Here is a 25,805-nt window from a genome sequence, read left to right as displayed (position 1 = left end):
AGGTGAGGACGATGAACAGGAATGAAGGGAACGGGATACGGGAGCGACTGCTCGCCGCGATCCCGCTGGCAGAAAAGATCCGCGAGCTTAATGGCGTTTCCACCGCCGTACTGGAGGGCGGTGACGGCCCGCCGATCGTGCTGTTGCATGGCCACGGAGAGTTCGCGGCGGTCTGGCTCCGGGTGGTACCAGAACTCATGAAGACGCATCATCTGGTCATCCCGGATCTGCCCGGGCAAGGCGCATCGGAAATCGTGGCCGGAAGCACACTCGATGCGGACGGAGTGCTCGAATGGCTCGATCAACTCATCGACGCGACGTGCGATTCCGCGCCCGTGTTGGCGGGACACCTGTTGGGCGGTGCCATCGCTGCCCGGTACGCTGCCGATCGCGGTCATCGCCTCGCCCATCTGGTGCTCGTGGATACCATGGGCCTGGCCTGGTACCGGCCCGCGCCGAGCTTTGCCATCCCCATGATGGGCTTCATGGCCCGGCCCACCGCCAAGAGCCGGGACCGGCTCTTTGACCAATGTTTCCTGGATCGGGAGCAGCTCCGGCAGCGGATTGGCGACAGCTGGGAGCCGCTCATGGACTACGCCCTTGATCAGGTCCGGACGCCGAGCGTGCAGTCGGCAGTGCGCCGGCAGATCACGGGCTTGGGCATGCGGCCGATCCCGCAGGGGGACTTGGCCAGGATCGATGTTCCGACCACGTTGATTCATGGTCGCCACGACCTACAAGTGCGGCTCAAGACTGCTGAAGAGGCTGCTGCCCGTTATGGGTGGGCGCTGCATGTGATTGATGACTGCCGCGACGATCCCGCCGCCGAACAGCCTGAAGCCTTCATCTCTGCCATCATGAACCTATGAGTGAAACCCAGGACCCCACGTTGCGTTCCGTCGAGCTGTCCCGCACCGCCACCAGCCGTTACACCGCCCGGAATGCGGCGGGAGCCGAGATCGAGTTCGGTCAGGGCGAGGGCCTGCTGTCTCCCGTTGAGCTGCTGCTGGCAGCGCTCGCGGGCTGTTCGGCTATCGACGTGGATACCGCGACCTCACGCAGCGCGGAACCGACGGAGTTCCGGGTTGAGGCTAGCGGACACAAGATCGTCGATGAGGACGGTGGGAACCGCATGGGCGACCTGAACCTTTCGTTCAGCCTCTCGTTCCCCGATGACGCCGGTGGCCGCAAGGCCGCCAGCATGGCCGAACGCCTCGTGGCCCTTTCCCACGACAAGTACTGCACGGTCTCGCGGACGGTCGAGCATGGCACTGCCGTGGGGTATGACGTTAGCGTCGGCCTCGCCGGCCCCCTGGATGACGCCCGGTCGCCGCGCCCGTGATCAGCCGGCGTGGATGGCGGGCCGGCGGTCCGGGTCCGGCTCGTTCTCGCGGATGATCTCGCGCACCACCGGGGCGGTGCCGCCCTGCCCGAGCAGCTGGACGCTGCACGTGATCGATGATTGCCGCGACGATCCCGCCTTAGAACAGCCTGAAGCCTTCATCAGCGTCATGCGTTCGGCGCTGGAACCTGCGTTACGACTACCGCGAACAACGACGACGCCGGCGCGCGCTTGGGCGGTGCGCGCGCCGGCACCGTTGTCGGTATCGACAGCAGAATGATGATGGTGAATCCGGTCAGGCACTGGAGCAAATTCACGGCGAGGTGCCTGTGAAGGATCGTTCGTCGCCCTATAAGTGGGCGAAAGCCGGCGTACCGGAACCTCGGCCAGAAATCGAAGCGCGATTACGGCTGGGCTACCGAGTGTGGAAGACGTTGGAGGCCGCAGAAGGCAAACATGTAGCACTCGCCTGGCTGATGGGCTCTAACCCGCGTTTGGAAGGGCACCTTCCTGTGCTTTACATACAGAAGCAGCGTTCTCGCGAGGTCCTCGGCGCAGCGGAGGCTTTCATTAATGACACGTACGCCGCGTGACCCGAACGAGCACCGAACGCACCTGCAGCCGCACCGGGCATCGTCTCGTTTCGGCGGAGGGTGAGAAGGTCCGCATCGCAACTATTTAGACCGGCAGTCGAAGACGGTTCATGCTAAGGATTCGGTGATCAGGGCCGTCGGGCCGAAGAGTTGATGTATCGTTTGAGCACATCGTACCGACCACCATCGGGAGAGATCATGCAGAAGAGCAGCCTGGCAGCGTTTGCCATAGCCGGAGGCCTGTTTCTGGCAGGCTGCGGCGGTGAGGGCGAAACGCCGGTGGATGCACCTGCGCCCGCGGCTACCAGCGCACCGGCAGAGGAAACCACTGCTGCTGCCCCAGAAGTAGCCGATTCGGCAACCGCTATCGAAATTGCGGAACAGCTTGAAGCTGAAGTCGCCACCGTCGTGAAGGTCACCGAAGTTACGGAAGACAACGACGTAAATGAGCTCATTGGCCGTCCAAGCCAATACACGAGCGCAGCCTGGATCGCGGACGAAGCGATGGAGGATCCATCGGCAACCGGTATCGACAGCGGTGCCGTGGTGGAAGTTTTCGAGAACGCTGAGGACGCCAAAACCCGTTCCGACTACATTCAGGGCATGCTCAAAGAATCCGGAGGCGTTTTGGGAACTGAGTACCACCACCTGCAGGACAATGTCCTGCTACGGGTGTCGGGCCAGCTGAAGCCCAGCCAGGCCGCTCTCTATGAAGAAGCCTTTGCCGGTTGATACCGGCAAGCAAAGTACGACGCCGGCGCTCACCAAAGTGGTGAGCGCCGGCGTCGCTGTAGGGCAACGTGTGTAAACTAGGCTCGCTTGCCGTTCACGAGGCGTGGGATGCCCAACGGATTCTTTTCCTGCAGGGCTTCCGGCAGCAGGTACTGCGGCATGCCTTGGTACGCGACCGGGCGGAGAAAGCGGCCGATGGCAGCCGTGCCGACCGAGGTGGAGCCGGAAGCGGTCGTCGCTGGGTAAGGCCCGCCGTGCTGTTGCGCGTAGGTGACGGAGACACCGGTGGGCCACTGGTTCCAGAGCACCCGGCCCGCCTTGCGCGCGAGCACACCGATGAGGCCGGCAACCCGGTCGTCCTCGGTACCGAAGACCGTTGCGGTCAACTGGCCCTCGAAAGTTTCCGCCAGCTGCTCAAGCTGTGTCTCGTCGTCGTACTCCACGACCACGGCGGTGGGGCCGAAGCATTCCTGCTGCAGTTCGTGGGGAGCGGAGAGCATGGCCTGGGCAGTGGTGTGCAGCAGGGTGGGGCTGGGTGGATCGGCCAACGGGTCCGGCCCTTGGACCAGGACGGACAGCCGGCTGTCGGAGCCGAGCCGGCCAAGGACTTCCTGGTAGCCGGACTGGATGCGGGCATTGAGCAGCTTGGCCGCCGCCGGCAGAACACTTTGGCGCAGGGCTTCGGTGAGGCCGGAGCCGGCGGGGACCAAGATGGTGCCGGGCTTGGTGCAGAATTGCCCGGCGCCGGCAGTGAAGGAGGCTATGAAACCGTTGACGATCTCCGTGCCGTTGGCCGCGGCGGCTGCTTCTGTGACGAAGACGGGGTTGTTGCTGCCGAGTTCCCCGTAGAACGGGATGGGTTCCGGCCGGGCATTGGCGATGTCGAACAGCGCGCGGCCGCCCGGAATGGAGCCGGTGAATCCCGCAGCCTTCACCCGCGGGTCCTTCAGCGTCTCGCGTCCGGCGTCCGTGCCGAAGACAACGGCGAAGAGACCCTCCGGTGCACCGGCTGCGGTGAGCGCTGCAGCAACAATTTCACCGGTCTGCCTGGACAGCTTCACGTGGCCCGAGTGGGCTTTGAGCACGACGGCGTTTCCTGCGGCCAAGGCGGAAGCGGTGTCGCCGCCAGCCACAGAGAACGCGAAGGGGAAGTTGCTGGCGGCGAAGACCAGTACTGGGCCGACCGGTTCCAAGACGCGACGCAGGTCAGGGCGCGGAGCGCCCATCGGCCAGTCCGGATCCGCGTGGTCGATCCGCGCGTCGAGGTAGCCGCCGTCGCGCAGGACTTCGGCGAAGAGACGGAGCTGGAAGGTGGTGCGCTTCAGTTCTCCGGTAAGGCGGCCCTCGGGTAAGTTCGTCTCGGCCACGGCCGTCGGGACGAGGTCCCCGGCGGCGGCGTCCAGCGCTTCGGCCACGGACTCCAGCGCGGTCGCACGCCTGGCCGGAAGCCAGGCTCCCCATGTGCGGGAGGCAGTCTGGGCGGTGGCCAGAATGGACTCGAGCTGGTCGGCGGTGGTGGTTTCGGGGACGGTTGCCGTGGTGGCGGTCATCGATTCTCCTAGTGGTCGGTGGTGGTTTCGAGGACTTGCTCGTCCTCAAGCGTGAGCAGTTCTGACAGGGTGACGGGCACGCTGACAGGGCGTTTGGCAACGGACCGCAGCGATTCCGCGGACGCGCCTTCCGTGCCGGCGAGGCAGGAGACGGCGAAACCGCAGACCTTGCCTTGGCACCAACCCATGCCGGTGCGGGTCATGGATTTCATGGTCCGCGCGTCGGTGGCGCACAGATGTTCCTTGGCAGCGGCGATGTCACCGGCGGTGACTTCTTCGCAACGGCAGACGGTAGTCTCCGGCCGCAGCCAGTCCTGCCACCCGGCGGGAACGGGATGGGCCAGGTGCATGGCGCGGGCGAAGGCCCGGTACGTCCCCGCTTTCCGGGCGAGCCGTACATCTGCCGCCGACGATTCGGCCGCGGATGATTGCGCTGCCGTTGATGCCGCCGCGGCACGTCCGGCGATCACGCCTTCGACGACGGCCAACGCCGCGCCACCGACGCCGGAGACTTCACCGGCGAGGTAGAGTCCGGGCACGCTTGAATGCTGCTGCGAATCTACGACGCCGACCAGCGAGCCGTCGTCATCGACGCGGGTTTCGGCGCCGAGGGCAACCGGCAGCTCCATCTGGGCCGTGAAACCCCAGCCGAAGCCAACCGCGTCCACGTCCTCGATCAGCCGTTCGCTGCCTTGCACGGTCCGGCCATGGGAATCGACTTTTGCGGTGCGGACAGCCTGCACCCGGTCGCTTCCGAGGACTTCCGTGACTACGGTTCGCGTGCGGTACGGGATCCGGTGCTTGAGGAAGGACTTCGCGTATTCGGTTCCCTCGAGAGCTTTGGCCGGAACGCGGGCAGCTGTGGCCAGATGCGGGAACCAACCTGTGAGGTCGGCGGACTCGCACACTGCAGCGACAGCGCCGCCGGCTTCGGCGATGTTGGCGGCGACTGGCAGCAGGAATGGACCGGTTCCGGCAACTACGAAGCGCTTTCCGGGCAGCATCCCGTTGGCCTTGATGAACGCCTGGATGCCGCCGGCGGCCATGACGCCGGGCAGGTCCCAGCCGGGTACGGGCAGTTGCCGGTCGTAGCCTCCGGCGCAGACCACCAGCTGGGTGGCTCGGACAGTCTGCGGACCGGGCGCTGCTCGGCCTGCTTGGGCGCTGGCGGTGGTGCGCAGTGTGAATCCGTTGTCTTCGCGCTGGGCCATCCACACTTGTCGGCCAGGGTAGAAGCACAGGCTGCCGACCGCCGCGGCTGCATCAAATCCTGCACGCAGCCGGAGGTAGGTCTTCCAATCGTGGTGCAGGGAGCCGTCGTCCTCAGGATGCGTGTCCTCGGGGCGATGCCGCCAGAACTGGCCGCCGGGCTGGTCGTTGGCGTCAATACAGACCACCCGCGCGCCGCGTTCGGCAGCGGTAGCGGCTGCGGCCAGCCCGGCGGGACCAGCACCGATGATAGCGACGTCGTAGTGTTGGCTGCTGCTCATGCTTCCTCCTCCGCGGTGTCGGGCTCCGCCCCGTTGATGCGCATGCCTTCGGTGAGCCGCACCATGCAGGCGCGTTGGTTGGGCTCGCCGTCGACATCCACCAGGCAGTCGAAGCAGACACCGATACCGCAGAACAGGCCTCGCGGCCTACCCTCCTTGCGGGTGTTGCGCCATGAGGTGACGCCGTTGGTCATCAGGGCGGCGCCGACGGTGGTGCCGTCTTCGGCGGTGAGTGGGCGGTCGTTGAAGGTTGCGTTGATTTTGTGACTCATGCGCAGGCCTCCTGGATAGTTGTGGAGCCGGACTGGAATCCGCCGAAGCGGTGGGGTGCGAACGGGGCCAAGGACAGATCGGGCTCCTTGCCGGCCAGGGCCTGGGCCATCAGTTTGCCCGTGCCTACAGAGAGCCCGATGCCGGCTCCTTCGTGGCCCGAGGCGTGCCAGAGCCCGGGCGCCCGTTCGTCGTGACCGATAACCGGAAGATGATCCGGGCAGTACGGGCGGAAGCCGTGGTAGTGGCGCAGGATTTTCACCTTGTTGAGGAAGGGGAACAGCTCGGTGGCGTTCTCTGCCATGGCCCGCAGCGCGGGTACGCTGACGGTGCCATCGAATCCGACGCGTTCACGGCTGGAGCCAATCAGGATGCTGCCGGCGGGGGTTCCCTCCACCACTGGTGAAGACTGCAGACCGGCGTCTGAGCTGCCCACATTGTCCACGTATTCGGCGGCGTAGACCTTGTGGTGGATCATCGGCGGTAGCGGTTCGGTGACCATGACAAAGCCGCGGCGTGGTTTGACCGGGACGTTGGCACCGGCCAGCGCGGCCAGATCGGCAGCCCAAGTGCCGGTGGCGTTGGCCACCGCGCCGGCCGCGAAGTTTCCGGCGCTTGTGCGCACTCCGGTGACCTTCCCGCCGTCATTCAGGAAGCCAGCGACTTTGGTATTCGGGAAGAACCGGGCGCCGTTGGCCCGCGCCATGCGGAGCAGTTGTGCGGCGGCGAGCATGGGCTGGACCTGGCTGTCCTCGGGATAGTAGGCGGCACCAAGGGCGCCGGGGGAGATGTTCGGCTCAAGGTCCCGTAACTGATGCGTGCTCAGTTCCCGGGCGTCGACTCCGTAGCTGCGCTGGGCGGCTGTGAGCCGGTTGAGCGAGGCCAGGCTGGATTCCCGGGAGGCGACGATGATGCCGCCCTTGCCCTCGAACTCCCAGAGGTCGGCGTGCTCGGCAAGGTCCTGCTTCCAGACTCCCAGGGAATACTTGGTCAGCTCGAGCTCCGGGCCGGGTTCCTTGTCCGAGACCAGGATATTGCCTTCGCAGGCCGAGGAGGTGCCGCTGGCGGGGAGACCGCGTTCAAGCACGGTGACGGACAGGCCTTCAAGGGTGGCAAAGTAGGCGATTGCGGAGCCGACAACGCCGGCGCCGACGACAAGGACGTCGCTGGCTGGATTCATGCGTTACTCGCTTCTGTGTGGTGGTTCTTCGTCGGTGCCGCGGGCCCAGAGGCCACGGGCATGGCCGATGTGCCGGTCCATCAGGACACGGCTCGCTTCGGCGTCGCCGGCCCGCATCAACTCCAGCAGTTCGTGGTGCTCCCGGGCCGAGTCAGCCAGCTTGTTCTCCCGCACCAACGCCTGCAGCCCGTACATTCGCGTGCGGCGGCGCAGCGAGGTGGCCAGCTCGGCCAGCTGGCGGTTCTCGGAGTAGGCGAGAATCAGGGCATGGAACTCCCGGTCCTTGGCCAAGTAGCCGTTGAGGTCCTCCGCCTTCGCGGCCGCCAGGCATTCATCCGCCAGCCGTTGCAGCTCGCTGAATCCCTGCTCCGGGACCGAGCCCACTACACGTGCCACGGTGGGCGGCTCGATCAGCAGGCGGATTTCGGTGATGTCGTCGAGCTCCTTGTCGGTGACGGCGGTAACCCGGAAACCCTTGTTCTTGACTGTCTCGACCAGTCCCTCGCGGGCCAGATCCATCATGGCTTCCCGCACCGGCGTGGCGGACACGCCCAGGGCAGCGCCCAAGACAGGGGCTGAGACGACTTCGCCCTCCGCCAGCTCGCCGGTGATGATCGCGGTCCGCAGTTTCTCCGTGACGGATTCGCGCAGGTTCAGGGTACGGGAGAGCGGGGCAAGGGCGGAGCGGGCAGTGGCGTCCATGACGGTTCCTCCAAGGGCAGCGGTGGTGCCTAGTGGCATGATTTACTGCCTTCTTCATACACCACTGCGGCCGTAACCAAGTCCTCCCAGGCCATCCCCACGCCTGTGTAGAGGCAGCAGGTGCCGGGCCGCCGGACCAGTTTGCCGCGGACAAGATCGCGCAGATTGGGCGGTTCTATTCGCTGCCACTCCGCCACGCTCCGGGCAGGGATGAGATCACCGCTCTCCCGCCACGAGGATGCTCGGCCCTCCACCACAATGTCGCTGCGGAGCACCAGCGCGGCATCGACTTCACGGGCATCCAGCCCGTGCTGGCCCACTGAGGCGATGATCGCGCCGTCCCGTGGCAACCGGCCGTCGAAAAGCGGTTCGGGCGAGGACGTGACACAAAGTACCACGTCGGCGCCGGCCACTGCTGCTTCCGGGTCGCCGGATGCGTCCGAGACGGTGATTCCTTCGGCCGCGAGGGTTGCCATCAGTTCCGCGACGCGCTGCGGACGTTTGCCGACGACCGCGAAGGTTGCGTCCTCGAAGACGGCGCAGGCCGCCCGGATGTGGTTCAAGGCCTGGACACCGGCGCCGAAGACCACTACTTGCGGCGCGGTGCCGAAGCCTTCGCCGGCCGGTGCGGCTGCGGCAATGTGCTTGACCGCGGCCAGAGTTGTGGCGGGAGTGCGGATGGCCGTCAGTTCGGCGCCGTCCATCATGGCTACCGGCGCCAGGGTTGCTGAGTCGAACAGGACATAGACCCCCTGGATCTTCTCCAGCCCGCGGGCGGGGTTGGAAGGCGCGATGGTGGCCACCTTGACGCCGCTGAAGCGTCCGCCGCCTTCCGTGGGCATGATCAGGAATTCCCCGTCGGGAGCCGGGCTGAACAGGCGCTTGCTGTCCTGCTCCGGGTCCACACTGTCCAGCAGCCCCTCCTCGATGGCCCGCACAGCCCGCTCGAAGGGAACTGTGGCGCGGACCGTTGCGGCATCGAAATATGGCAGGCTCATAGCAGGAATCCTTCCGGGAAGGGGTCGGTGGGGTCCAGGAAATACTGGGCGGTGCCGGTGATCCAGGCGCGGCCGGTCACAGTGGGGACCACGGCGGGGCGTCCTCCCACGGTGGTTTCCTCCACCAGTCGTCCGGTGAACCGGGATCCGATGTAGGACTCATTGATGAATTCCGTGTGCAGGTCCAGTTCACCCCGGGCATGGAGTTGTGCCATGCGGGCGCTGGTGCCGGTGCCGCAGGGGGAGCGGTCGAACCAGCCTGGGTGGATGGCCATGGCATGGCGGGAATGTTCGGCAGTGGACCCCGGTGCTTTGAGGTAAACGTGGTGGCAGCCGCGGATGTCCTCCCGTTCGGGGTGGACCGGCTCCGCCGTCTTATTGATCGCATCCATGACCGCCAGGCCGGCTTTGAGCAGGTCGTCTTTGCGGTCCCGTTCGAACGGCAGGCCGAGCTCGTCCAGGTCGACGATGGCGTAGAAGTTGCCGCCGAAGGCAAGGTCGTATCCGACCATGCCGAAACCGGGAACTTCCACCTTGGTGTTTAGCCGGTCCACGAATGAGGGAACGTTACGGATGGTCACCGATTCGGCCTGTCTGTCCTTGACGGCAACTTCCGCAATAACAAGGCCGGCCGGGGTGTCCAGCCGGACGGTGGTGACAGGTTCGACCACCTCCACCATCCCCGTTTCCACCAAGACCGTTGCCACACCGATGGTCCCGTGTCCGCACATCGGCAGCAGCCCGGAGACCTCTATGTAGAGGACGCCGTAATCCGCATCCGGACGTGTCGGCGGCTGCAGGATGGCCCCGCTCATGGACGCGTGCCCGCGCGGTTCGGTCATCAACAGGGTCCGGATCCAGTCCGAGTTCTCCATAAACCACAGCCGGCGTGCGGCCATCGTAGCGCCGGGAATGGTGCCGATCCCGCCGGTGATCACACGGGTGGGCATGCCCTCGGTGTGCGAGTCGACGGCGTGGAACACGCGGTTGGTTCTCATGCTTGTGTCGCTTTCTGATGGAGGTGGGTGGCAGGGCCGCAGGTCCTGCGGAGCATGCAGGATGCGCAGGCTCCGCAGGACCCCTTACGCGGTGGAGTTTACTTGTAGCCCTTGGCCAGAACGTCCTTGGTGTCCTGGATGACCTGCTCGTGGTCGGTCGGGGTCAGCGGGCCGCGCGGAGGACGGCAGACGCCGCCCTTGAGTCCGACGACGTCCATGGACAACTTGATGGACTGCACGAACTCGGTCTTGGTGTCCCAGCGCAGGAGCTTGTGTAGATCCACGTAGATCTCGCGGGCACGCTCCAGATCCGCAACATTGCCGGAGGTGGAGAGCTTGTAGAGTTCAACCGTGGACTGCGGAATGGCGTTCGGGTACCCGGCCACCCAGCCGACTGCGCCGGCAATACCCATTTCCAGCACCGTGTCGTCGGTACCGATGAGCAGGTCCATCTCCGGCGCCAGCTCCTTGATCTCGTAGGCACGGCGCGGATCCCCGGTGAACTCCTTGACGCCCACAATGTAGCCTTCGCCGTGGAGACGGGCGATCAGCCGCGGGGTCAGATCCACCTTGGTGTCGATCGGGTTGTTGTAGCCGACAATCGGCAGGCCGATCTGGGCAACGCGGCGGTAATGGTCGACCACTTCGTCCTCGGTGGCACGGTAGGTGTTCGGGGGAAGGAGCATGAGCGACTGGGCGCCGGCCTCAGCGGCCTGCTCGGCCCAGCGCTGAGACTCAAGGGCGCCGTATGCACCGACACCGGCCATGACCGTGAATCCCTTGGGGGCCGCTTCCACGGCGGTGGTGATGACGCGGGCGCGCTCCTCGGCGGTGAGGGTCTGGTACTCGCCCAGTGAGCCGTTCGGTGCGATGCCGTCGCAGCCGTTGTCGGCCAGGAACTTCACATGCTCGGCGAAGGCATCGTAGTCAACGCTCATGTCGTCCTTGAACTGCAGCGCAGAGGCGACGAGAACTCCGTGCCAGGGTTTCTTGGTCTCAGTCATGGTGGTTCCTTTCGAAGGGGAATGCGTTGGTCGTGAGGTAAGTCTGTGGATCCGTGATCCATGCCACTAACTATAACATGTGACATTGCACTGTTCAACGTGTGCGGTCGTTCCCTTGTAACCAAGGGGGGTGCTGTCAGCGGCGACTGCCGTTTTCGACGCCGGCACTGGAATCGTCTCCCGCGGACCGGTGGGTCTGAGTCGCGGCAGCAGCAGTGTGCGTGGCAGGCATCCAGAAGTCGGCGCCGGTGATGCCGAGCGGACGTGGGTCGAACACTGGATCAAGGCCCATCTTGCGCTGACGGTCGTAGTCTTTGATAACCTTCCGGACCATTGGGCTCAGCATCAGGATGCAGGCCATGTTCACCCAGCCAAGAGAGGCGTAGCCGATATCGCCGATCGTCCACATGACGGAAGCGGATTCCACTGCCCCGTAGAAGGTGATGCCGATCATCCCCAGCTTGAGCGTCCAGCTCAAAGCGGGGCCGAGCTCTCGTCCGGCAAGAAACACCAAGTTGGTGTGGGCAATGTAGAAGAACGCCACCAGGGTGGTGAAGGCAAAGAAGAAGAGCGCGATGGCGACGAAGCCGGGGCCGAAGCCAGGCAGTACCGCGTTCACCGCCTCTTGGGTGTAGGCGGAGCCCGCCTCCATACCGGGAACATTGGAGACAATCGCGTCCCCGTTGTCCGCGAACACGTTGTAGGAGCCGGTCATGACAATCATGATGCCGGTCGCAAAGCAGACAACCACAGTGTCAATGAAGATGGAGAAGGACTGGACCAACCCCTGCTTGGCGGGGTGGCTGACAGACGCCGCGGCGGAGCCATAGGTGCCTTCGCCGACGCCGGCTACGTTGGAGAAGACCGCTCGGCGTACACCCCAGGCGACGGCGGCACCGGCGATACCGCCGAACACCTCGTTCATGCCGAAGGCGCTGGAGACAATGAGTCCCAAGGCGGGGAGCAACTGATCGATGTTGAACAGGACCACGATGATAGCGGTAAGGATGTAGCCGACGGCCATGATCGGGACCATGAACTGTGCTGCGCCTACCACCCGCTTGGTGCCGCCGATCACCACGAACCCGAGCAGTACGCTGACCCCCACCGCGGTGATCCAGGTGGGGATGTTGAATGCGTGCTCAAGGCTGGAGGCGATGTTGTTGGACTGGACGCCAGGAAAAACGAAGCCGTAGCCGACCATGGTCATGACGGCCAGCAGCGCTGCCAGCCATTTGATGCGGAGCCCGTACCTAACGTAGAAGGGCATGCCGCCCCGGTGCTCGCCGTTGATTTTGCGTTTGAAGACCTGGGCGAGGGTGGACTCGGCGAATGCGCTTGCCGAACCGAGCAGTGCGCACACCACCATCCACAGCAGGGCGCCCGGGCCACCGGCAGCGACGGCGGTGCCAACACCGGCAATGTTGCCAACGCCCACCCTGCTCGAGATGGTCAGAAGCAGAGCCTGCAAAGGCGAGATGCCGCCGTCTTCCGCTTTTGGTTTGAATATCTGGCGCACCGTATCCGGCAGCAGCCGGAACTGGGCTGCGTTGGTGATGACGGTGAAGAAGAGGCCGACGGCCAGCGCGAAGTAGGCCATGGGATTCCACAGCCCATCGCTAATGGCGACGAGGGTTTCCATATGTTTCCTTTGATTGTTCGGGCAACTGCGTTCTTAGAGGTTCTGCGTGCTCCGTGCGGTGCGGGCGGCCGCCTCGGCGTCTACGTCCCGCAGTGACTTTCTGGGGGCTGCTCAGAAGATGGAGGCAGGTTCTAAAGGGCTCTTCGGTGCTGAGATTCGATTGCAATTAGATGTGTCATGTATCACCGCTTGTAAAATGGTACATGTCACATGTTCGACTGCCAAGGTTTATGGAGGAATGGTTGTGCGGTTCCGCAGCTGAGACCAGTGGCGCCTTACCGCTCAGGGTTCATCAGAAGGGAAGGCGTCCGGCACCGTTTTGCCTAACCCTTAGGTTGTCGCCTAGACGAAGAAGCCTGGCTGACGGAAATGCAGAGACTGACACCTCGTCACGGTGCAGCACGCTTTCCGTGTAGGTGCCGTAGCTCAATCAACTGTCGCTTTTGTAGCTGATCTCGCCCATGGAGGTGGGGGACATGACCCGCCTCGGGAGGTGGTTGGCCCCAGGATGCGGTGGCTCATCCTATGACGGGTGCCGTGACCTTGAGCGGTACGTGCACCCTGTCCCAGAAAGTTCACCACCTACCAGACCCTCAATACCACTGAGCCTCCGCCGCGTTCCTAGCCGGATGACGCCGCGCCGTACCACCGGACAAGGCCTCATTTCCCGGGACGCAGGCCTTACGGAGCTTTGCGGGCTTTATACGGGAAAAGCGAATAGCTTTCCAGCACGTAGTCGTGATCTCTGTCGTGGGGATGGATCTCCTCTTCGGAGAGAAGAGGAACATGTATAGGCAGCGGAACGGCTTCCACCTTTTATGGAAAATCTACCCGCGCGCGTATGTCCGCAGTAGCTGGCCGAGAAGACGGACACCGTAACCTGTGGCGCCGCGCGACGCTACACCATATTCCTCTTCCGACCATGCCGGACCAGCCAAATCAAGGTGTGCCCAAGGGATACTCGCTGGCACAAACTCCCGGAGAAACATAGCAGCTGTGGAGGTGCGGGCCGTGGTTGCGCCCGGAAAATTCTTCAGATCCGCCACCTGGGACAGGATCTGGGGCCGAAGGTACCTCGGCATGGGAAGTCGCCACACCGGCTCTCCGGTGACACCAGCGGCTCTTTCAATCCTCTCAATGAGGGTCTGATCGCTGCCTAAAAGAGCGGCAGTACGCTCGCCGAGAGCGTGCGTGGCGGCGTAGGTTAGCGTGGCTAGATCGATGATGGCTCCAGGGCCGGACTCTGCTGCAAGGGCCAATGCATCGCCGAGCACCAACCGACCTTCGAAATCAGTGTTTAGGATTTCGACGGTCCTTCCGTTGCGCATGGTGACAACGTCGCCTGGCCGAGTCGCCCGACCGCCGGGCATATTTTCCGCGAACGGCAGGACTGCTTTGACCCGGAGCGAAGGGGCAAGGAGCGGAACGAGCATCATGGCCCCCAGTACCGCTGCGGCGCCTCCCATGTCGTTCTTCATACCGATTTGGCTCTCCGGGCTCTTAAGCGACAGGCCACCGGAGTCATAGGTAATTCCCTTGCCTACCAGGCACAGATCAGGCGGCTGCTGTGGATCGCCCCAAGTTAGCTCCACCAGACAGGCTGGCTCGGCAGAACCGCGTCCGACGGCGGCAATACCACCAAATGCACCGCTGTCCAATTCCGCACCACTGATCCTGCGAAATCCCATGCCAGCGTTGCGGGCCAAAGTCTCGGCGTGATCAGCCAGAGCGGTGGGCGTGAGGATGTTGGCCGGCGTATTGACCAGATCCCGGGTGAAGTTAACGGCGGTGCCAATCTGAACTCCCTCGGCCCACCCCTCGGATTCGAGATCTCCGAACTTGGGCCCGAGAGCGGACAGCCACCGTGTACGAGTCGCAAGCGAAGATTTGTAGCCGGCAAAGTGATAGGCGCCGAGGGTTACGCCTTCGGCTGCTGCTCTAGCTACCTCCTCGGGTGCATAGCCGGGCATGGATTTTGCCGCTAGCGTACAGCGGGCCGTCGTTAGGTGGCGCAACGCCCGTCCTGCCGTTGCGGCTGCCGTCCGCACCGTGTCAGCCACAGCATGGGCGCGGAGTCCTAGTCCTACCAGCAAAACCGGGCCCTGCAGTCGTTCCAGCAGTATGGTTTGGTCTTGTTGCCCGCGGAAGCCCGCCGCCATGAACGTCTGAACGTGGGCTTCATAGTCAGTCAGATCCTCTTCGAACACGCCTTCAACGGAGCAGTCGACAGTCAAATTTGCGGTCATATCACTGGTCTCTGATGTCTGCGGGGACTACCGCACCGGCTTTGATCACTGTCCGCTTCCGGCTGTCGTCCCATAGTACGGACGGGTCCTGGAACGGATTTCCGTCGAGGAGAACTAGGTCGGCGATGGCTCCGACAGCTATGTGTCCCAGATCATCGCGTTGCAGAAGCCGCGCATTCACCGAGGTGGCCGAGCGAAGCAGTTCGTGGATACCAGTTACTTCACTCTGCAGGCGCAGCCCCTGCAGCTGTTCGTTTTCAAGTGCACCCATAAGGTCTGACCCGAAACCGAGCGGGATGCCGGCGGTGTGTGCGAGTTCGACAGCCTTGCGGCCGGCGTCCAGAACCTCCCGGTTCTTCCCACTCCCGACTGCGGTGAGCCCGATTTCCTGACCGCGCCGGTTCATCGCATCATAAGTCACTAAGGTCGGGACCAGATAAGAGCCGTGCTCTCCCATGAGTTCCGCGGTTTCCTGATCCAGCAGGTTTCCGTGTTCAATACAGCGGACCCCGTTTAGTACTGAATGCCGGATAGCTTCTGGGGAATAGGCATGGGCCGTGGTGTAGCTGCCCCGTTGCGACGCTTCCTCCGTCACCGCCCGGATCTCCGCAGCTGAGTACTGCGGGATGCGCAGGGGATCGACCGGAGAGATAACACCGCCCGAGGTCATCAGCTTGATCGCGTGAGCTCCGGTCCGAAACCGCTGCCGGACAGCGGTGAGCAGATTGTCTGCACCGTCCACTACCTCGCACATATGCCCCCCATGGAAGCAGCCGCCATCGTGTGCCCCGCGTGGGTCGCCGTGACCGCCGGTCTGGCTTAGAGCCGGACCGGTGAACAGATACCGAGGCCCAACGAACATGCCTTCTTCAATGGCGTTGGCCAGCCCGATGTCGCCGCCGGCTACGTCACGAACCGTGGTGAAACCGCGCCGCAGTGCCGAGCCGAGGCGCCGGACTCCTGCCAGTGCGGAGTAGCTCAGGGGTCCAATTTCATTCTTAATTGATGTCAGGCTGATGGCATAGGCATGGAAATGTGCGTCGATGAGCCCAGGGATCACCACCTTGCCTCCGGCGTCGATCACCTCCGCGCCCTCGGCGGGGTCGCCGTCAAGGGCGGTGATGCGTCCGTCTTCCACATGGATGGGTCCACTCGTCAGCTCGGCGGATTCGCCGTCGAAAATCAGGGCGTTCTGGACGGTTAATGGGCTGGCAGTACTCACGTCAGTCTGGTCCTTACTCTCTGCGGTCAGTACACGGTTAGCTTCAGTTACCCGACGGTGGAGATGGTCTCTTCCAATACGTTGCCGGAGCGCTCGGCGATCTGTACAGCAACCTGTAGCGACACTTGGTTGTAGCTGCCCTCGGTGTCAAGGAAGTTCATTGATCCCACCGTCTTGCCATCGCTAATCACGGGTACGTTGATGATGGCGCCGCAGCCGAGCGACTCGATGGTCTCGTAGTCGAAGAAGAATGCCCGGACCGCTTCCTTGTCCTTTCCCATGAACGGCTGCTGGTCTTCGATCACATGCTGCAGCCACTGCGGATCTGTGTCTTCGGAAAAGGTCTTCTTGCCGCCGACCGGGTAGACATCAGGATGCGTCGTGTAGACCCTTGCCATGGCGGTGCCGTTATCGGCGATTGCCGACACGGTAAAAAGCCGGACACCTACCTCCGACCGGGCAGCTTGGTAGATGTCGTCGAAGGTGTTAAAGGGAGTACTCATGGTGAGTCCTTTCTCGCGTGTCGTGTTGTTCTGGATGTGACGTCGTTCAGCACATGCAGAATCATGTGCGTCGCGAGGAGTTGGTGCGGGTCGTCCAGCGGCACTCCAAGTTCTCGGGCCCGATGGAGACGAGTCTGGAGGGTGTTGCGGTGCAGGTTCAAGGCTTTGGCTGCCGAGCTTACGGAACTGTGGTGGTCTAAGTACGAGGCCAAGGATGAGATCATTTGCTCCCGGTCAGGGGCCGCCATCAGCTGCGGCAGTGCCAGATGAGCCACCTGCTGTATGGTCTCCTGGTTCATGAAGAATGTTGCTGCCTGGACGTTTAGGCTGCCAAAGGCGAGGATGTTTCCTGGGCCAGTCAGGTAGGCACATTCGGCGGCGATCTTGGCTTCCCTGACAATGGCGGGCAAAGTCACGTTCTCCGCCTGCCAACGGGAGAGCCCGGCGGCAAGATGGAACTCGGCCAGCGCCCGCCCAATTTTGGCGTTGACCCGTTGCTGCAATTGCGCCACTCTCTGGTCCTCTTCACATGGAATTATGGAGAGCCAGCCTTCTTCAACCTCGGCCAGCGGGCGCCGTATCCCAACTCTGCGCCACAAGAGACGCAAGACGGCGGTCCGTTCCAAGCGGTGCGGCTCATTGGGATCGTGCCAGATCCAAACGGCTACATAACGCTGGCCCCTATGCCAGCCCAATTCGGTCATCAGATGCCGGTGTCGGTCTTCGAACTTGTCGTCGGCTGCAGTATCAAAGGGGGTTAGATCCACGAGCGCGGCGCTGGGCACAGCATCACGGTCCTCGCGAGAATTGACCTGCAGCCACGCCGACTGCACTGAGGGCACCGCCATTTCCAACGCAGTGCGCACAAACTGCCGGTCGTAGGCTTCGTCGGCGGGAATCTGGGCTGTCAGGGCCATGCCCCTACTACTGTTCTCCTGGCTGCGCAGATCCACGGACACTTGACCGTCATCTTTGCCGGTGCTTCCTGCGGAAGCGACCAAGACGCCATCGTATTCCAAAGCGATGAGAATTCCGCCTAGGTGTTGGGATATTCCGCGCAGGACTCCGGTAACAGTCGATTCTTTGATCAGAGCGCGGACCAGATTCGCGAGCTGCACGTCGACGACGGACCTAGCGGCTCCGATTTCGGCTGCCAAGTCCAAGGCCACGCTGGCCGGATCTTGTCCGGCCGCCAGTAGGGTTATGTCCAACCGCTCGGCGAGCCCGATAACAGTACTGGAATACCTGCTTTCTGGCACAACAACGGCGCTGGATCGCCGCTCCCAAGCGTGGCGCAGTGCCGCGGACACGAGCCAGCCGCCGGCTCCCATCTCGGTGGACAGGACCACGACCGTATTGGGCGGTACACGACGTATCGCGTCGAGGTGTGGCACGATCATCACCCCGTCTATCACGGTGCTGGAAGGAGCGAGGTAGAGCGCGGTAGTGCTGCGCAGCGATCCGCGAGCGAGAACGGTTGACAGATCCAGTCGCCTGCCTTGGCCTGGTCTACGCATTGCGCCTCGGATGATCCAATGGAATATCGAACGCGCGAGGGCCTGCCAGTTCAAGGCCGGGCGCCGAATACCAAGCTTCGGCTGCGGGAATCGCGATCACATCGATCACCGTACCTACCCCCACATCGTCTAAGCTGACCGCCGTGCCGTACTCCGGGCTAAGTAGGGTCACAATATCCGGTACAGCTGCCGCCACAGCACCGTCGACGAGAACAAGGAGAATCTCATTCTGAATCTCCAGCCTGATGATTTGGCCGGTGGTTTCGTCGATGAGTGTCATACTGGATGGCTGCGCCGGAAGGCCCAGGCCTGTTGGCCGGGAAAGGCTTTCAATGTGTTGCACCCGGGCCCGACTGATTCGGACGGCTTTGAGCAATTCGATGAGTCGGCGGTATTTGTTCTCCACGGATTCGTCCGCGTCGAGAATCTCTCCGACACGGATCATCCGGGTAACCGTCCCGCGTACCCCATGCATGCGCAGTTCTCCCGCCGTACAGGGATACATGGCAGTGGCCGCCCAGCCGCCGAGTTCTGTCACCAGCGAACGTACCAGCGTTTCGGCACGTTGGGGATTAGGAGCCTCGACCATGGCTCGCTCTCCGGTGACTCCCATCATCGCTATGGGGCTGATACCCACTTCACCGATATGCAAGGTCGTCTGGCTGATCAGCGGAAAAACACGGCCCATTGGATCGGCGTCTACCACTGGCAAGCCGGACTGCAGGCCAACCATCAGGGGCACGATGCCGTTGATGCTGGCTGCTGCAAGCGAATAGACGGCTTGGACCTTCCGACTCAGGGCGGTCTCGATCGCACTGATACAGCTTAGGAATTCGTCCCCGACCGGAGGCATATCGGCAATGAACAGTCCCTGGGTAACCATGCCGGTAGCCACAACGAGATCTTCCGGGTCGAGGCTCTCTACATCGACCAGTTGAACCTGTCCGCTCACCATCGCCGACTGAATCATCTCGGCATAGATATAAGTCGATGTGGGGTCAATGGTGCAAGCCAGGAATTGTGCCCCAGTCCGTAAATGCGCTATATCGGCGCTGGTCAGACTTGTCATACCGAGCCGGGTAGCGGGTACGCCGCTGCGCTCTCCCGAGGTCATTTGACCTCACTATCTGCAACTGCGCGGGTTCCAGCGGCCCGAACCCGGACCCTGACAATGCCGGGATAGCTGTATGCCACGCTGGAGGCACTGGATTCAATGATCCGGGTGTTCCCTGGAGCTGCCCCGAGGTTGACGGTCATGGATTGAGCGTCTTCTTCGGCCAGATGCTGGGCACGCCTTAAGTCCGCCTCATTGACCACCGATTCGAGGCGGTCGATCCAGCCGGTCAGGAGGGCGGCGGCGCAGCCGACCAGAGCCACATCGTCGCGGATGCTTATTGTGGGTTTCAGTCCAAAAGGCAGGGGCGCACCGATGCTCTGGCGTAAGTCCGCGATAACCGAGACAGCGTCTGGAGCAAGTAGATGGTTCCTGGTATAAGGCGCGTGAACTGCAGCGTTGCTCGCCAATGATGCTCCATGCCCCCGGCGGATCAGGCTGCTAGCTACGGGAATTCCATGGCGGGTGAGCCCCACGCTCACCCCTTGGTCTTCGCCGAGGATAACCTCGCCGTCGGGCACTCCAGTGAGTGTGGCACAGCCCAAGATCCGCATAGCCGGTTCGGCAAACAATCCGTGGACGGGTGTAGTGGAGAGCAAGCTCAGCGGGCCACTGCCCCCATCGTTCTTCGCATAACAGAGGGCCGCCGAGGGAAAGTATCGCCTGCAGCTTCGCTCCAATAACGTTGCCAGTTCATCGCCTGTCGCGCTGAGTGCGCTGTTGAGAATGGCGGTGTAGTCTCGGTCCCGGAATGCATTGGAAAAGTACCCGTGCGACAGCGTTATCCTCATATCGCTGTCTTGGGACAGGAGTGCATCTGCTACCGCTTCCTCATGCGCTGTGGCAGCAATGGAGCCGACGCCCGTGATCGAGATATTCCTAATACCTGTGGCGACGATTGAGGGGAGTTCGGCGACGAAGTCTTCCAGGCCTAGCGGAGCCAACTCACGTCCGCGGACATCATGCCCCCCACGCACGTGTATAGCCCTCCTCACCAGTGATGCCGCATTCGACGGCAGACTGGTGCTGTGGAAGGCATCGGCTGGAGGCCGAGGGGAGACTCGGATGGCCACAACTTCTGCGGGGCTGCGTGTCTGCAGGAGCGGGCCGACGTCGGCGGTTATCTCGGTGACCGGGCGCAGCGGATCGTTGTGCAGCAGGCTGTGCAGTTGGGCCAGCGTTTGGTCGACAGCCTCAGCCAGACTCCCGGCCCGCGATCCGCTGCTGTGGAGGATCTTCTGCCCCTCCAAAGCCGTCACTTGGCAGGAGCCTTCTGCCAGCCTTAGCCCTATCCGCACCATGTAATACCCCGCTTTCAACTGAACCGCCTCTCAGCGATACGAATCCTCGTCCATCTAGGATCCGTATTTCTTCTTGAACAATCCGTCGGCCGCGACGGCCACCAGGATCAAGACTCCGGTGACCACCTGCTGGTAGGTCGTGTCCCAATGCAGGAGGTTGAAGCCGTTTCCAATCACCGTCAGGAGCATAACCCCAGCAAAGGTGCGCCATAGCGCGCCCTGGCCGCCCATGATGCTCGTGCCGCCGATAACAACTGCGGCAATGGCTGTCAGTTCGATGCCGGTGGCCATGGATGGCGCCGCGGATCCGGCACGGGACGCGAGGATCATGCCAGCCATGCCGGCGCAGAGGCCACTGATGGCGAAGACGGCTACATGGATGGAACCGGTGCGAATGCCACTCAGCCGGGCAGCTTCCTTGTTGCCGCCGACGGCGTAGATCCTACGGCCGAAGGTGCTACGCCACAGCAGAATTCCCAGCCCCGACATGACGGCTAGCATCAACACCGAACCGGCGCTGAGGCCCAATAGACTCGGCCAGGTCCACGTCCGGAAAGAATCCATTTGCTCGGGCAAAGGGGCTACGATGGCGCCGCCAGTGATGACGATGGCGACCCCGCGGTAAATAATGCTCATGGCTAACGTACCGATAAAGGAATTGACCTTGGTGAGAACAACGATTATGCCGGTGAGAGCGCCCATCAGCGTGCCCACGATCAGGGCGCCGAAGAACCCTGCGGCCACACCGAACTGCTGAGTAATCGTCACGCCGATGATCGAAGAGACAGCCAACGTGGCTGTGGACGACAGGTCGAAGACGCCGCTGATGATGCATAGCGTCACTCCGGCCGCCAAGAGTCCAACGACCGTAGCTTGGTCAAAGAGATTGATAAAGTTCTGCCCGGTTAGAAACGTGGTGGTGTTGAGGGCGAGCAGCAGCATGATTGCGATCAAACCGAAAACGATGCCGAAGTCGCGGTACTTGTTGTCAAACTTCTTTTTCTGCGCCGGCCGCGGCGCAGCAATGGTCTCTGTTGTTGTCACATGATCACCTATTTCAGAAAAGCGGAGGCCATAACCTCGTCGCGGGATGCGTTTCGGTCGAATTCCGCAACGATCCGGCCGTGTCTCATGACCTTGATGCGATGGGACAGGCCGATTACTTCTTCGAGTTCGGAACTGACGACGACGACGGCAGTCCCTTTTGCTGCTAGCTCCGCAATCATCTTGTGAATACGGGTCTTGGCAGCGATGTCGACTCCGCGGGTTGGTTCGTCGACCAGCAGGACGGAGGGCGGATCAAGCAGCCATTTGGCAAAGAGTGCTTTCTGCTGGTTGCCACCGGAGAGTCCTGCAATGGACATATTTTGCCGCACTCCGCGGATGTCAACGGCTTCGCTGATCGCGGCCACCGCCTTCTTCTCCTGCTGCCACTTCACAAACCCGGCCAGGGAGCGCTTGGCGAGCGTGGCCAACGCAATGTTCTCCGACACGGGCCGGACCGTGATCAGGCCCTGCTCCTTGCGGGACTCGGGGACCAAGGCGATGCCCGCTTTAATAGCTCTTGCGACGGAACCGCCGGGAATACGCCTGCCGTTGATCTCGACAGTTCCGGCTGTTGCTGGGTCGGCGCCGAAGATCGCCAGTAGTGTTTCGCTGCGTCCGCTGCCGACCAGACCGGCCAGGCCGAGGATTTCTCCCCTGCGCACTTCCAAGGAGATTTCTGCAACTTTGCTGCTGGAGAGGCCGGATACCTTGAGCGCCGTCGGCGCCTCCGCACCAACCTCGGGAATCTCGGGGATGAGGAAATCCACATCGCGCCCAACCATGTGGCGGACCAGCGACTCGGGGGTCTGTTCTTGGGCAACGCCGGTGAGGATGTGCCGTCCGTCACGCAGTATGGTGACGCGATCGGCCAACTCAAGCACTTCATTGAGATAGTGCGAGACCAAGATGACCGTGGTGCCGGCGGCGGCAAGCCTTTTCATCACCAAAAGGAGCCGGGCCTTTTCGGCCTCGTTCAGCACCGCGGTCGGCTCGTCCATGCACAGGACCTTGGCGCCGCGGGCCAAGGCTTTAAGGATCTCCACCTGCTGGGCCAAGCCGATCGGCAACCGCCCGACGATGGCGCTGGGATCCAGCTCGAAACCCGTCTCATCAATTAGCCGGGCAAAATGTTCCGCATCGCTACCGATCCTGGCCAGTCCTGCCGTATTGGACCAGCGGCCCAGGAAGACGTTTTCCAGCACGCTGCGCTCCGGAATGAGAGCCAGTTCCTGTGCGATGAGCGAGATTCCCCGGGCAATCGAATCCCGCGGGGAGCTGATCTTGACCGGTTGGCCGTCGAGGCTCAGTGTGCCGTAATCTGCCACGATGGCACCCCCAAGGATCTTCAGCAGCGTGCTCTTACCGGCCCCGTTTTCGCCGACAATGCCGTGGATCTCTCCAGGGGCGATGGATAAGTTTATATCGTTGAGGACCACGCTGGGGCCGTAGCGTTTCCCCAGCCCTGCCACAGTGATTTCTGGTGTAGTAGTCGGCTGAACGCTGTCCTGCGTCGATACCTGTTGTATAGCCATGCTGACCTCTGATTTGAACTGGAAGGTGTCGGTACGGTCCTTCGGGCCTGATGGCGCCAGGGTCGAAGGACCGTACCGTTCGTTCTTAGTCCGAGTACTGAGCTTCGAAGTCCACCTTCTCCAAGGCTTCCTTGGTGCCTTTGCCTCCGTTCGGGGCCAGAGTGGCTTCGTCGATCGCCATCTCGACGGCTTCGCCGCGAGCCTTGGCCAAGCCCAATTCAGTGGCCTTGGCGCCGTTAGCAACCACGTCCATCACATAGATGGAAAACCAGTCACCGGAACGTACAGCCTCCACATTGGACTTAGAGGCGCCGTTGCCGATCAGCTTTAGCTCGGAGCCTTCACCTGCGGCCAGTTGCACGCCGGTGATCGCCTGCGAAGCGCCGATGACTACGTCGAGATCCGGATTGGCCTGGGACACGTCTTGGTAGGCCTGGCGTCCGCTGTCCTGGGTGTAGCCGCCTTCGACGCTGGCTACCACCTCAATCTTTGGGTCTTCCTCCAGCGCCGCTATAACCGCGTCGGTCCGCGCATTATCCAGAGGCAGGGCCTTGAACCCTTCCAAATAGGCCACCTGGCAGACATCGTCTTCGACCTCGGCGCAGGCATCCCTGCCCATTTCGCCAAGCGCCGTCCCGTTAACCGTCGGCGAATCCACGATGCTGATAACGCCCGGAATCTGCGGTTCAATTGTGTCGAACTTGGGTCCAACTACGGAGAACTCGACCACTACGGTAATGCCCGCATCGATTGCCTGCTCTAGCGGCCGGACGAGCGCCTGATTGTCGTTGGCTTGGACCACGATCACGTCAAATTGCTGTGAAGTGACTGCATCTTGGATCTGCTGGACCTGAGTTTGCGGATCGAAGTTGGAATCTACGAAGGTGGCCGTGGCATTGTTTTCAGCAGCGGCCTTCTCGACTCCCAGATAAGTGCCTTGGGCGAAGGAGTTGGAGGCAGCGAAGCCGAAGAAGCCAACGTCGAGCTTTTCGTCCACACCGGCCGCAGCGGCGGAATCCGCCGAGTTGTTGGCTTCGCTGGGCGGCGAGCAGGCTGTCATCAGGAGGGCAAGGCCAGCGAGGGACGCGGTCACTGCAGAACGCTTGATGTTTTTCACAACAGTCCTTTCAGGGTGGCTGTTCAGTAGCCGTAATGGGTCTTGGCGAAATCTTCAGTGATGTAGCCGTTGGCGATGTCCTGCTCGATGGCTTCGCGGGTACGCTCCGTCACCTCTCCGAAGCCGCCACCACCACCGACGGCGAGCCGGATGATGTCTCCTGCCTTGATCTTGCGGGCGTTCTCCTTCAAGGTGCGGACCTCGTCCGCGCGGCCTGGGTTGATTATGACTTCCGGACCCTGCGCGTCGGCCCCGCCGAATAGACCCCATGCTGGTGTCTTGGAGCGCTCGAACCAGAGTCCCACCACGCAGTCGGCCAAAAACTCGTATTCGCGCACTACGCCATTACCACCGCGCCATTGGCCCGGACCACCCGAATTGGGGCGGATGGAGTATTCATTGATGCGGAACGGATAGCGGGTCTCCATCATTTCGATGGGCAGATCCTTCAGCGAACCGTTGACGTTATTGATCAGAGCAGATTCGCCGTCGCTGCCCTGCCATCCACCGTAGCCGCCTAGAGTCGCCTCCATAGTGACCCAGTTACGGCCGAAGCGGGCGTCGAATCCGGCGGTAGTGATGATCATCGAATCGCCGTGGCTTGCGCTGACGACGCGTTCGGGCATCACTGGGGCCATCGCTCGGGAGACCATGTCGATGAGCATGCCGAGGTGCGAGAAGTACCACTGGCAGGGCGCCGGCGCGATCGCGCCCAGTACAGAACCCCTGCGGACCTGAGTAGTCATCGGACGGAAAGAGCCACCGTTGGAGTTGGTGTCCGGGCTGATCAGCAGCTTGTATCCAACGCGCAGGGCCGAGACCGCCTGTGCGACGCCGCAATTTACCGGACCGACCGTCTGATCTGACGACTCGCGTACATCGAAGTCGATGGTTTCGCCGGCGACGGTGATCTTCAGCTTTATAGATATAGGCTTGTCCAACTCGATGCCGTCATTGTCCAGGACCCCTTCGGCCTCATAGACGCCGTCCGGGATATCGCGGACAGTTTCCAACTCCAGCTCTTCGGTCTGCCGGAAGATCTCGTCCCGTGCCGCGTTGAGCTGTTCGACGCCGTAGCGGTTGACTAGCTCTTTCATCCGCGTGCTTCCCATGCGCAAAGCGGCGACCATCGCGTTCATATCGCCTTTGGTCTGGTAAGGGAAGCGAACATTGGTACTGATCAAATCTACGACCGAGGTCTCGATTCCTGCCTCATGGAGCTTGACCGGGCCCATGCGGAATCCCTCCTGGAAAATATCCGTGGAGTTCATTGACCCGCCGACATCCTTGGAACCCATGTCCATCCAGTGAGCGCGGGTGGCAGCAAAGCCAACTAGGTCGCCGCTAACGAAGACCGGCGCGAAAATGGTCACGTCGTTCAGATGGGTGCCGCCGATATAAGAATCATTGAGGATCCAGACATCGTCTTCCTGCCATGCAGAGCGACCGTACTTCTCCTCCACTGCCAGCGAGCACGTTTCCAGATTGCCGAGGAACAACGGCAAACCCGCTGACTGCCCCAGCACCCGGTGCTCGGTGTCCATCAAGGCCACCACGCAGTCCCCGCCTTCATAGAGGATCGGTGAATATGCGGAGCGAATGAGAGTGGCATTCATATCATCGGCAGCGCTGGTCAAAGCGTTGCGGATGATTTCTACAGTTACGGGATCAAGAGTTTTGACTGCTTCGAGTGTCATGGCGTTTC

The 25,805-nt window shown here is 62.4% G+C and carries 23 protein-coding genes; 3 read left to right on the top strand and 20 right to left on the bottom strand.

The features are described from left to right. Positions 1 to 11 precede the first annotated feature (11 nt). Positions 12 to 869, top strand: coding sequence for an alpha/beta fold hydrolase (locus B0G38_RS07640; protein WP_264668882.1), 858 nt, complete (start codon positions 12 to 14; stop codon positions 867 to 869). Continuing rightward, positions 866 to 1,342, top strand: coding sequence for an OsmC family protein (locus tag B0G38_RS07635; protein WP_264668881.1), 477 nt, complete (start codon positions 866 to 868; stop codon positions 1,340 to 1,342). Before B0G38_RS07640 ends, B0G38_RS07635 begins: the two co-directional genes overlap by 4 nt. Here B0G38_RS07635 and B0G38_RS07630 read toward each other — a convergent pair whose 3' ends face one another. Then, entirely contained in the window at positions 1,343 to 1,645 is a 303-nt protein-coding gene (locus tag B0G38_RS07630) for a hypothetical protein (protein WP_264668880.1), read from the bottom strand. A 488-nt stretch (positions 1,646 to 2,133) separates the two neighbouring features. On the opposite strand from B0G38_RS07630, the gene B0G38_RS07625 reads away from it, so the two are divergent. Further along, a complete protein-coding gene (locus B0G38_RS07625; protein ID WP_264668879.1) occupies positions 2,134 to 2,667 on the top strand; it encodes a hypothetical protein in 534 nt (177 codons plus the stop codon). 77 nt (positions 2,668 to 2,744) lie between these two features. Here the strand turns inward: B0G38_RS07625 and B0G38_RS07620 are convergent, their stop codons facing one another. The 19 genes from B0G38_RS07620 to B0G38_RS07525 form a co-directional block, all read right to left on the bottom strand. Continuing rightward, positions 2,745 to 4,217, bottom strand: coding sequence for an aldehyde dehydrogenase (NADP(+)) (locus B0G38_RS07620; RefSeq protein ID WP_264668878.1), 1,473 nt, complete (start codon positions 4,215 to 4,217; stop codon positions 2,745 to 2,747). A gap of 8 nt (positions 4,218 to 4,225) precedes the next feature. Continuing rightward, positions 4,226 to 5,707, bottom strand: a complete 1,482-nt coding sequence (locus B0G38_RS23215; protein WP_319801228.1) for an FAD-dependent oxidoreductase — start codon at positions 5,705 to 5,707, stop codon at positions 4,226 to 4,228. Continuing rightward, positions 5,704 to 5,979 carry a (2Fe-2S)-binding protein gene (locus B0G38_RS07605; RefSeq protein ID WP_264668877.1) on the bottom strand — a complete coding sequence of 92 codons (276 nt, stop codon included), beginning with the start codon at positions 5,977 to 5,979 and terminating at the stop codon, positions 5,704 to 5,706. The genes B0G38_RS23215 and B0G38_RS07605 overlap by 4 nt, the downstream gene beginning before the upstream one ends. Next, entirely contained in the window at positions 5,976 to 7,157 is a 1,182-nt protein-coding gene (locus tag B0G38_RS07600) for an NAD(P)/FAD-dependent oxidoreductase (RefSeq protein ID WP_264668876.1), read from the bottom strand. Before B0G38_RS07600 ends, B0G38_RS07605 begins: the two co-directional genes overlap by 4 nt. Positions 7,158 to 7,160: 3 nt before the next feature. Then, positions 7,161 to 7,898 (bottom strand): GntR family transcriptional regulator, encoded by a 738-nt coding sequence (locus tag B0G38_RS07595; protein ID WP_264668875.1) that lies wholly within the window; start codon positions 7,896 to 7,898, stop codon positions 7,161 to 7,163. Beyond that, positions 7,889 to 8,857: an ornithine cyclodeaminase family protein gene (locus B0G38_RS07590; protein WP_264668874.1), complete on the bottom strand. Its 969-nt coding sequence runs from the start codon at positions 8,855 to 8,857 to the stop codon at positions 7,889 to 7,891. The genes B0G38_RS07595 and B0G38_RS07590 overlap by 10 nt, the downstream gene beginning before the upstream one ends. Next, positions 8,854 to 9,855 (bottom strand): proline racemase family protein, encoded by a 1,002-nt coding sequence (locus tag B0G38_RS07585; RefSeq protein ID WP_264668873.1) that lies wholly within the window; start codon positions 9,853 to 9,855, stop codon positions 8,854 to 8,856. Before B0G38_RS07585 ends, B0G38_RS07590 begins: the two co-directional genes overlap by 4 nt. Positions 9,856 to 9,953: 98 nt before the next feature. Then, positions 9,954 to 10,859: a dihydrodipicolinate synthase family protein gene (locus B0G38_RS07580; RefSeq protein WP_264668872.1), complete on the bottom strand. Its 906-nt coding sequence runs from the start codon at positions 10,857 to 10,859 to the stop codon at positions 9,954 to 9,956. A gap of 136 nt (positions 10,860 to 10,995) precedes the next feature. Beyond that, a complete protein-coding gene (locus B0G38_RS07575; RefSeq protein WP_264668871.1) occupies positions 10,996 to 12,501 on the bottom strand; it encodes an alanine/glycine:cation symporter family protein in 1,506 nt (501 codons plus the stop codon). A gap of 827 nt (positions 12,502 to 13,328) precedes the next feature. After that, positions 13,329 to 14,747 carry a leucyl aminopeptidase gene (locus B0G38_RS07570; RefSeq protein ID WP_264668870.1) on the bottom strand — a complete coding sequence of 473 codons (1,419 nt, stop codon included), beginning with the start codon at positions 14,745 to 14,747 and terminating at the stop codon, positions 13,329 to 13,331. 1 nt (position 14,748) lies between these two features. Further along, positions 14,749 to 15,969 carry a metal-dependent hydrolase family protein gene (locus B0G38_RS07565; protein WP_264668869.1) on the bottom strand — a complete coding sequence of 407 codons (1,221 nt, stop codon included), beginning with the start codon at positions 15,967 to 15,969 and terminating at the stop codon, positions 14,749 to 14,751. Between the two features lie 47 nt (positions 15,970 to 16,016). Then, on the bottom strand, positions 16,017 to 16,472 hold the full coding sequence (locus B0G38_RS07560; RefSeq protein ID WP_264668868.1) for a GAF domain-containing protein: 456 nt from the start codon (positions 16,470 to 16,472) through the stop codon (positions 16,017 to 16,019). Next, positions 16,469 to 18,043 (bottom strand): helix-turn-helix domain-containing protein, encoded by a 1,575-nt coding sequence (locus tag B0G38_RS07555; RefSeq protein ID WP_264668867.1) that lies wholly within the window; start codon positions 18,041 to 18,043, stop codon positions 16,469 to 16,471. Before B0G38_RS07555 ends, B0G38_RS07560 begins: the two co-directional genes overlap by 4 nt. Beyond that, positions 17,982 to 19,058 carry a DUF917 domain-containing protein gene (locus tag B0G38_RS07550; protein WP_264668866.1) on the bottom strand — a complete coding sequence of 359 codons (1,077 nt, stop codon included), beginning with the start codon at positions 19,056 to 19,058 and terminating at the stop codon, positions 17,982 to 17,984. The genes B0G38_RS07555 and B0G38_RS07550 overlap by 62 nt, the downstream gene beginning before the upstream one ends. 41 nt (positions 19,059 to 19,099) lie before the next feature. Beyond that, the gene (locus B0G38_RS07545) at positions 19,100 to 20,362 is read right to left on the bottom strand and encodes a hydantoinase/oxoprolinase N-terminal domain-containing protein (protein ID WP_264668865.1); all 1,263 of its coding nucleotides are present in this window, start codon (positions 20,360 to 20,362) and stop codon (positions 19,100 to 19,102) included. A 96-nt stretch (positions 20,363 to 20,458) separates the two neighbouring features. Then, entirely contained in the window at positions 20,459 to 21,448 is a 990-nt protein-coding gene (locus B0G38_RS07540) for an ABC transporter permease (protein ID WP_264668864.1), read from the bottom strand. Positions 21,449 to 21,456: 8 nt separating this feature from the next. Beyond that, positions 21,457 to 22,983 (bottom strand): sugar ABC transporter ATP-binding protein, encoded by a 1,527-nt coding sequence (locus B0G38_RS07535; RefSeq protein WP_264668863.1) that lies wholly within the window; start codon positions 22,981 to 22,983, stop codon positions 21,457 to 21,459. Positions 22,984 to 23,068: 85 nt separating this feature from the next. After that, on the bottom strand, positions 23,069 to 24,100 hold the full coding sequence (locus tag B0G38_RS07530; protein ID WP_264668862.1) for a sugar ABC transporter substrate-binding protein: 1,032 nt from the start codon (positions 24,098 to 24,100) through the stop codon (positions 23,069 to 23,071). A gap of 23 nt (positions 24,101 to 24,123) precedes the next feature. Beyond that, positions 24,124 to 25,797 carry a hydantoinase B/oxoprolinase family protein gene (locus B0G38_RS07525; protein ID WP_264668861.1) on the bottom strand — a complete coding sequence of 558 codons (1,674 nt, stop codon included), beginning with the start codon at positions 25,795 to 25,797 and terminating at the stop codon, positions 24,124 to 24,126. Between the last annotated feature and the right edge of the window lie 8 nt (positions 25,798 to 25,805).

It is taken from the genome of Crystallibacter permensis (genome assembly GCF_025960875.1).
Classification (GTDB): domain Bacteria; phylum Actinomycetota; class Actinomycetes; order Actinomycetales; family Micrococcaceae; genus Crystallibacter; species Crystallibacter permensis.
Note: the sequence above shows the minus strand (reverse complement) of the source record. Positions and strands in the feature narration are given on the sequence as shown.

Excerpts from the sequence above, each read along its gene's own strand:
- B0G38_RS07605 (WP_264668877.1), bottom strand. The coding sequence starts at position 5,979 with ATGAGTCACAAAATCAACGCAACCTTCAACGACCGCCCACTCACCGCC.
- B0G38_RS07575 (WP_264668871.1), bottom strand. The coding sequence starts at position 12,501 with ATGGAAACCCTCGTCGCCATTAGCGATGGGCTGTGGAATCCCATGGCC.
- B0G38_RS07635 (WP_264668881.1), top strand. The coding sequence starts at position 866 with ATGAGTGAAACCCAGGACCCCACGTTGCGTTCCGTCGAGCTGTCCCGC.
- B0G38_RS23215 (WP_319801228.1), bottom strand. The coding sequence starts at position 5,707 with ATGAGCAGCAGCCAACACTACGACGTCGCTATCATCGGTGCTGGTCCC.
- B0G38_RS07640 (WP_264668882.1), top strand. The coding sequence starts at position 12 with ATGAACAGGAATGAAGGGAACGGGATACGGGAGCGACTGCTCGCCGCG.
- B0G38_RS07625 (WP_264668879.1), top strand. The coding sequence starts at position 2,134 with ATGCAGAAGAGCAGCCTGGCAGCGTTTGCCATAGCCGGAGGCCTGTTT.
- B0G38_RS07560 (WP_264668868.1), bottom strand. The coding sequence starts at position 16,472 with ATGAGTACTCCCTTTAACACCTTCGACGACATCTACCAAGCTGCCCGG.
- B0G38_RS07590 (WP_264668874.1), bottom strand. The coding sequence starts at position 8,857 with ATGAGCCTGCCATATTTCGATGCCGCAACGGTCCGCGCCACAGTTCCC.
- B0G38_RS07585 (WP_264668873.1), bottom strand. The coding sequence starts at position 9,855 with ATGAGAACCAACCGCGTGTTCCACGCCGTCGACTCGCACACCGAGGGC.
- B0G38_RS07600 (WP_264668876.1), bottom strand. The coding sequence starts at position 7,157 with ATGAATCCAGCCAGCGACGTCCTTGTCGTCGGCGCCGGCGTTGTCGGC.
- B0G38_RS07570 (WP_264668870.1), bottom strand. The coding sequence starts at position 14,747 with ATGACCGCAAATTTGACTGTCGACTGCTCCGTTGAAGGCGTGTTCGAA.
- B0G38_RS07580 (WP_264668872.1), bottom strand. The coding sequence starts at position 10,859 with ATGACTGAGACCAAGAAACCCTGGCACGGAGTTCTCGTCGCCTCTGCG.
- B0G38_RS07620 (WP_264668878.1), bottom strand. The coding sequence starts at position 4,217 with ATGACCGCCACCACGGCAACCGTCCCCGAAACCACCACCGCCGACCAG.
- B0G38_RS07535 (WP_264668863.1), bottom strand. The coding sequence starts at position 22,983 with ATGGCTATACAACAGGTATCGACGCAGGACAGCGTTCAGCCGACTACT.
- B0G38_RS07595 (WP_264668875.1), bottom strand. The coding sequence starts at position 7,898 with ATGCCACTAGGCACCACCGCTGCCCTTGGAGGAACCGTCATGGACGCC.
- B0G38_RS07525 (WP_264668861.1), bottom strand. The coding sequence starts at position 25,797 with ATGACACTCGAAGCAGTCAAAACTCTTGATCCCGTAACTGTAGAAATC.
- B0G38_RS07550 (WP_264668866.1), bottom strand. The coding sequence starts at position 19,058 with ATGACAAGTCTGACCAGCGCCGATATAGCGCATTTACGGACTGGGGCA.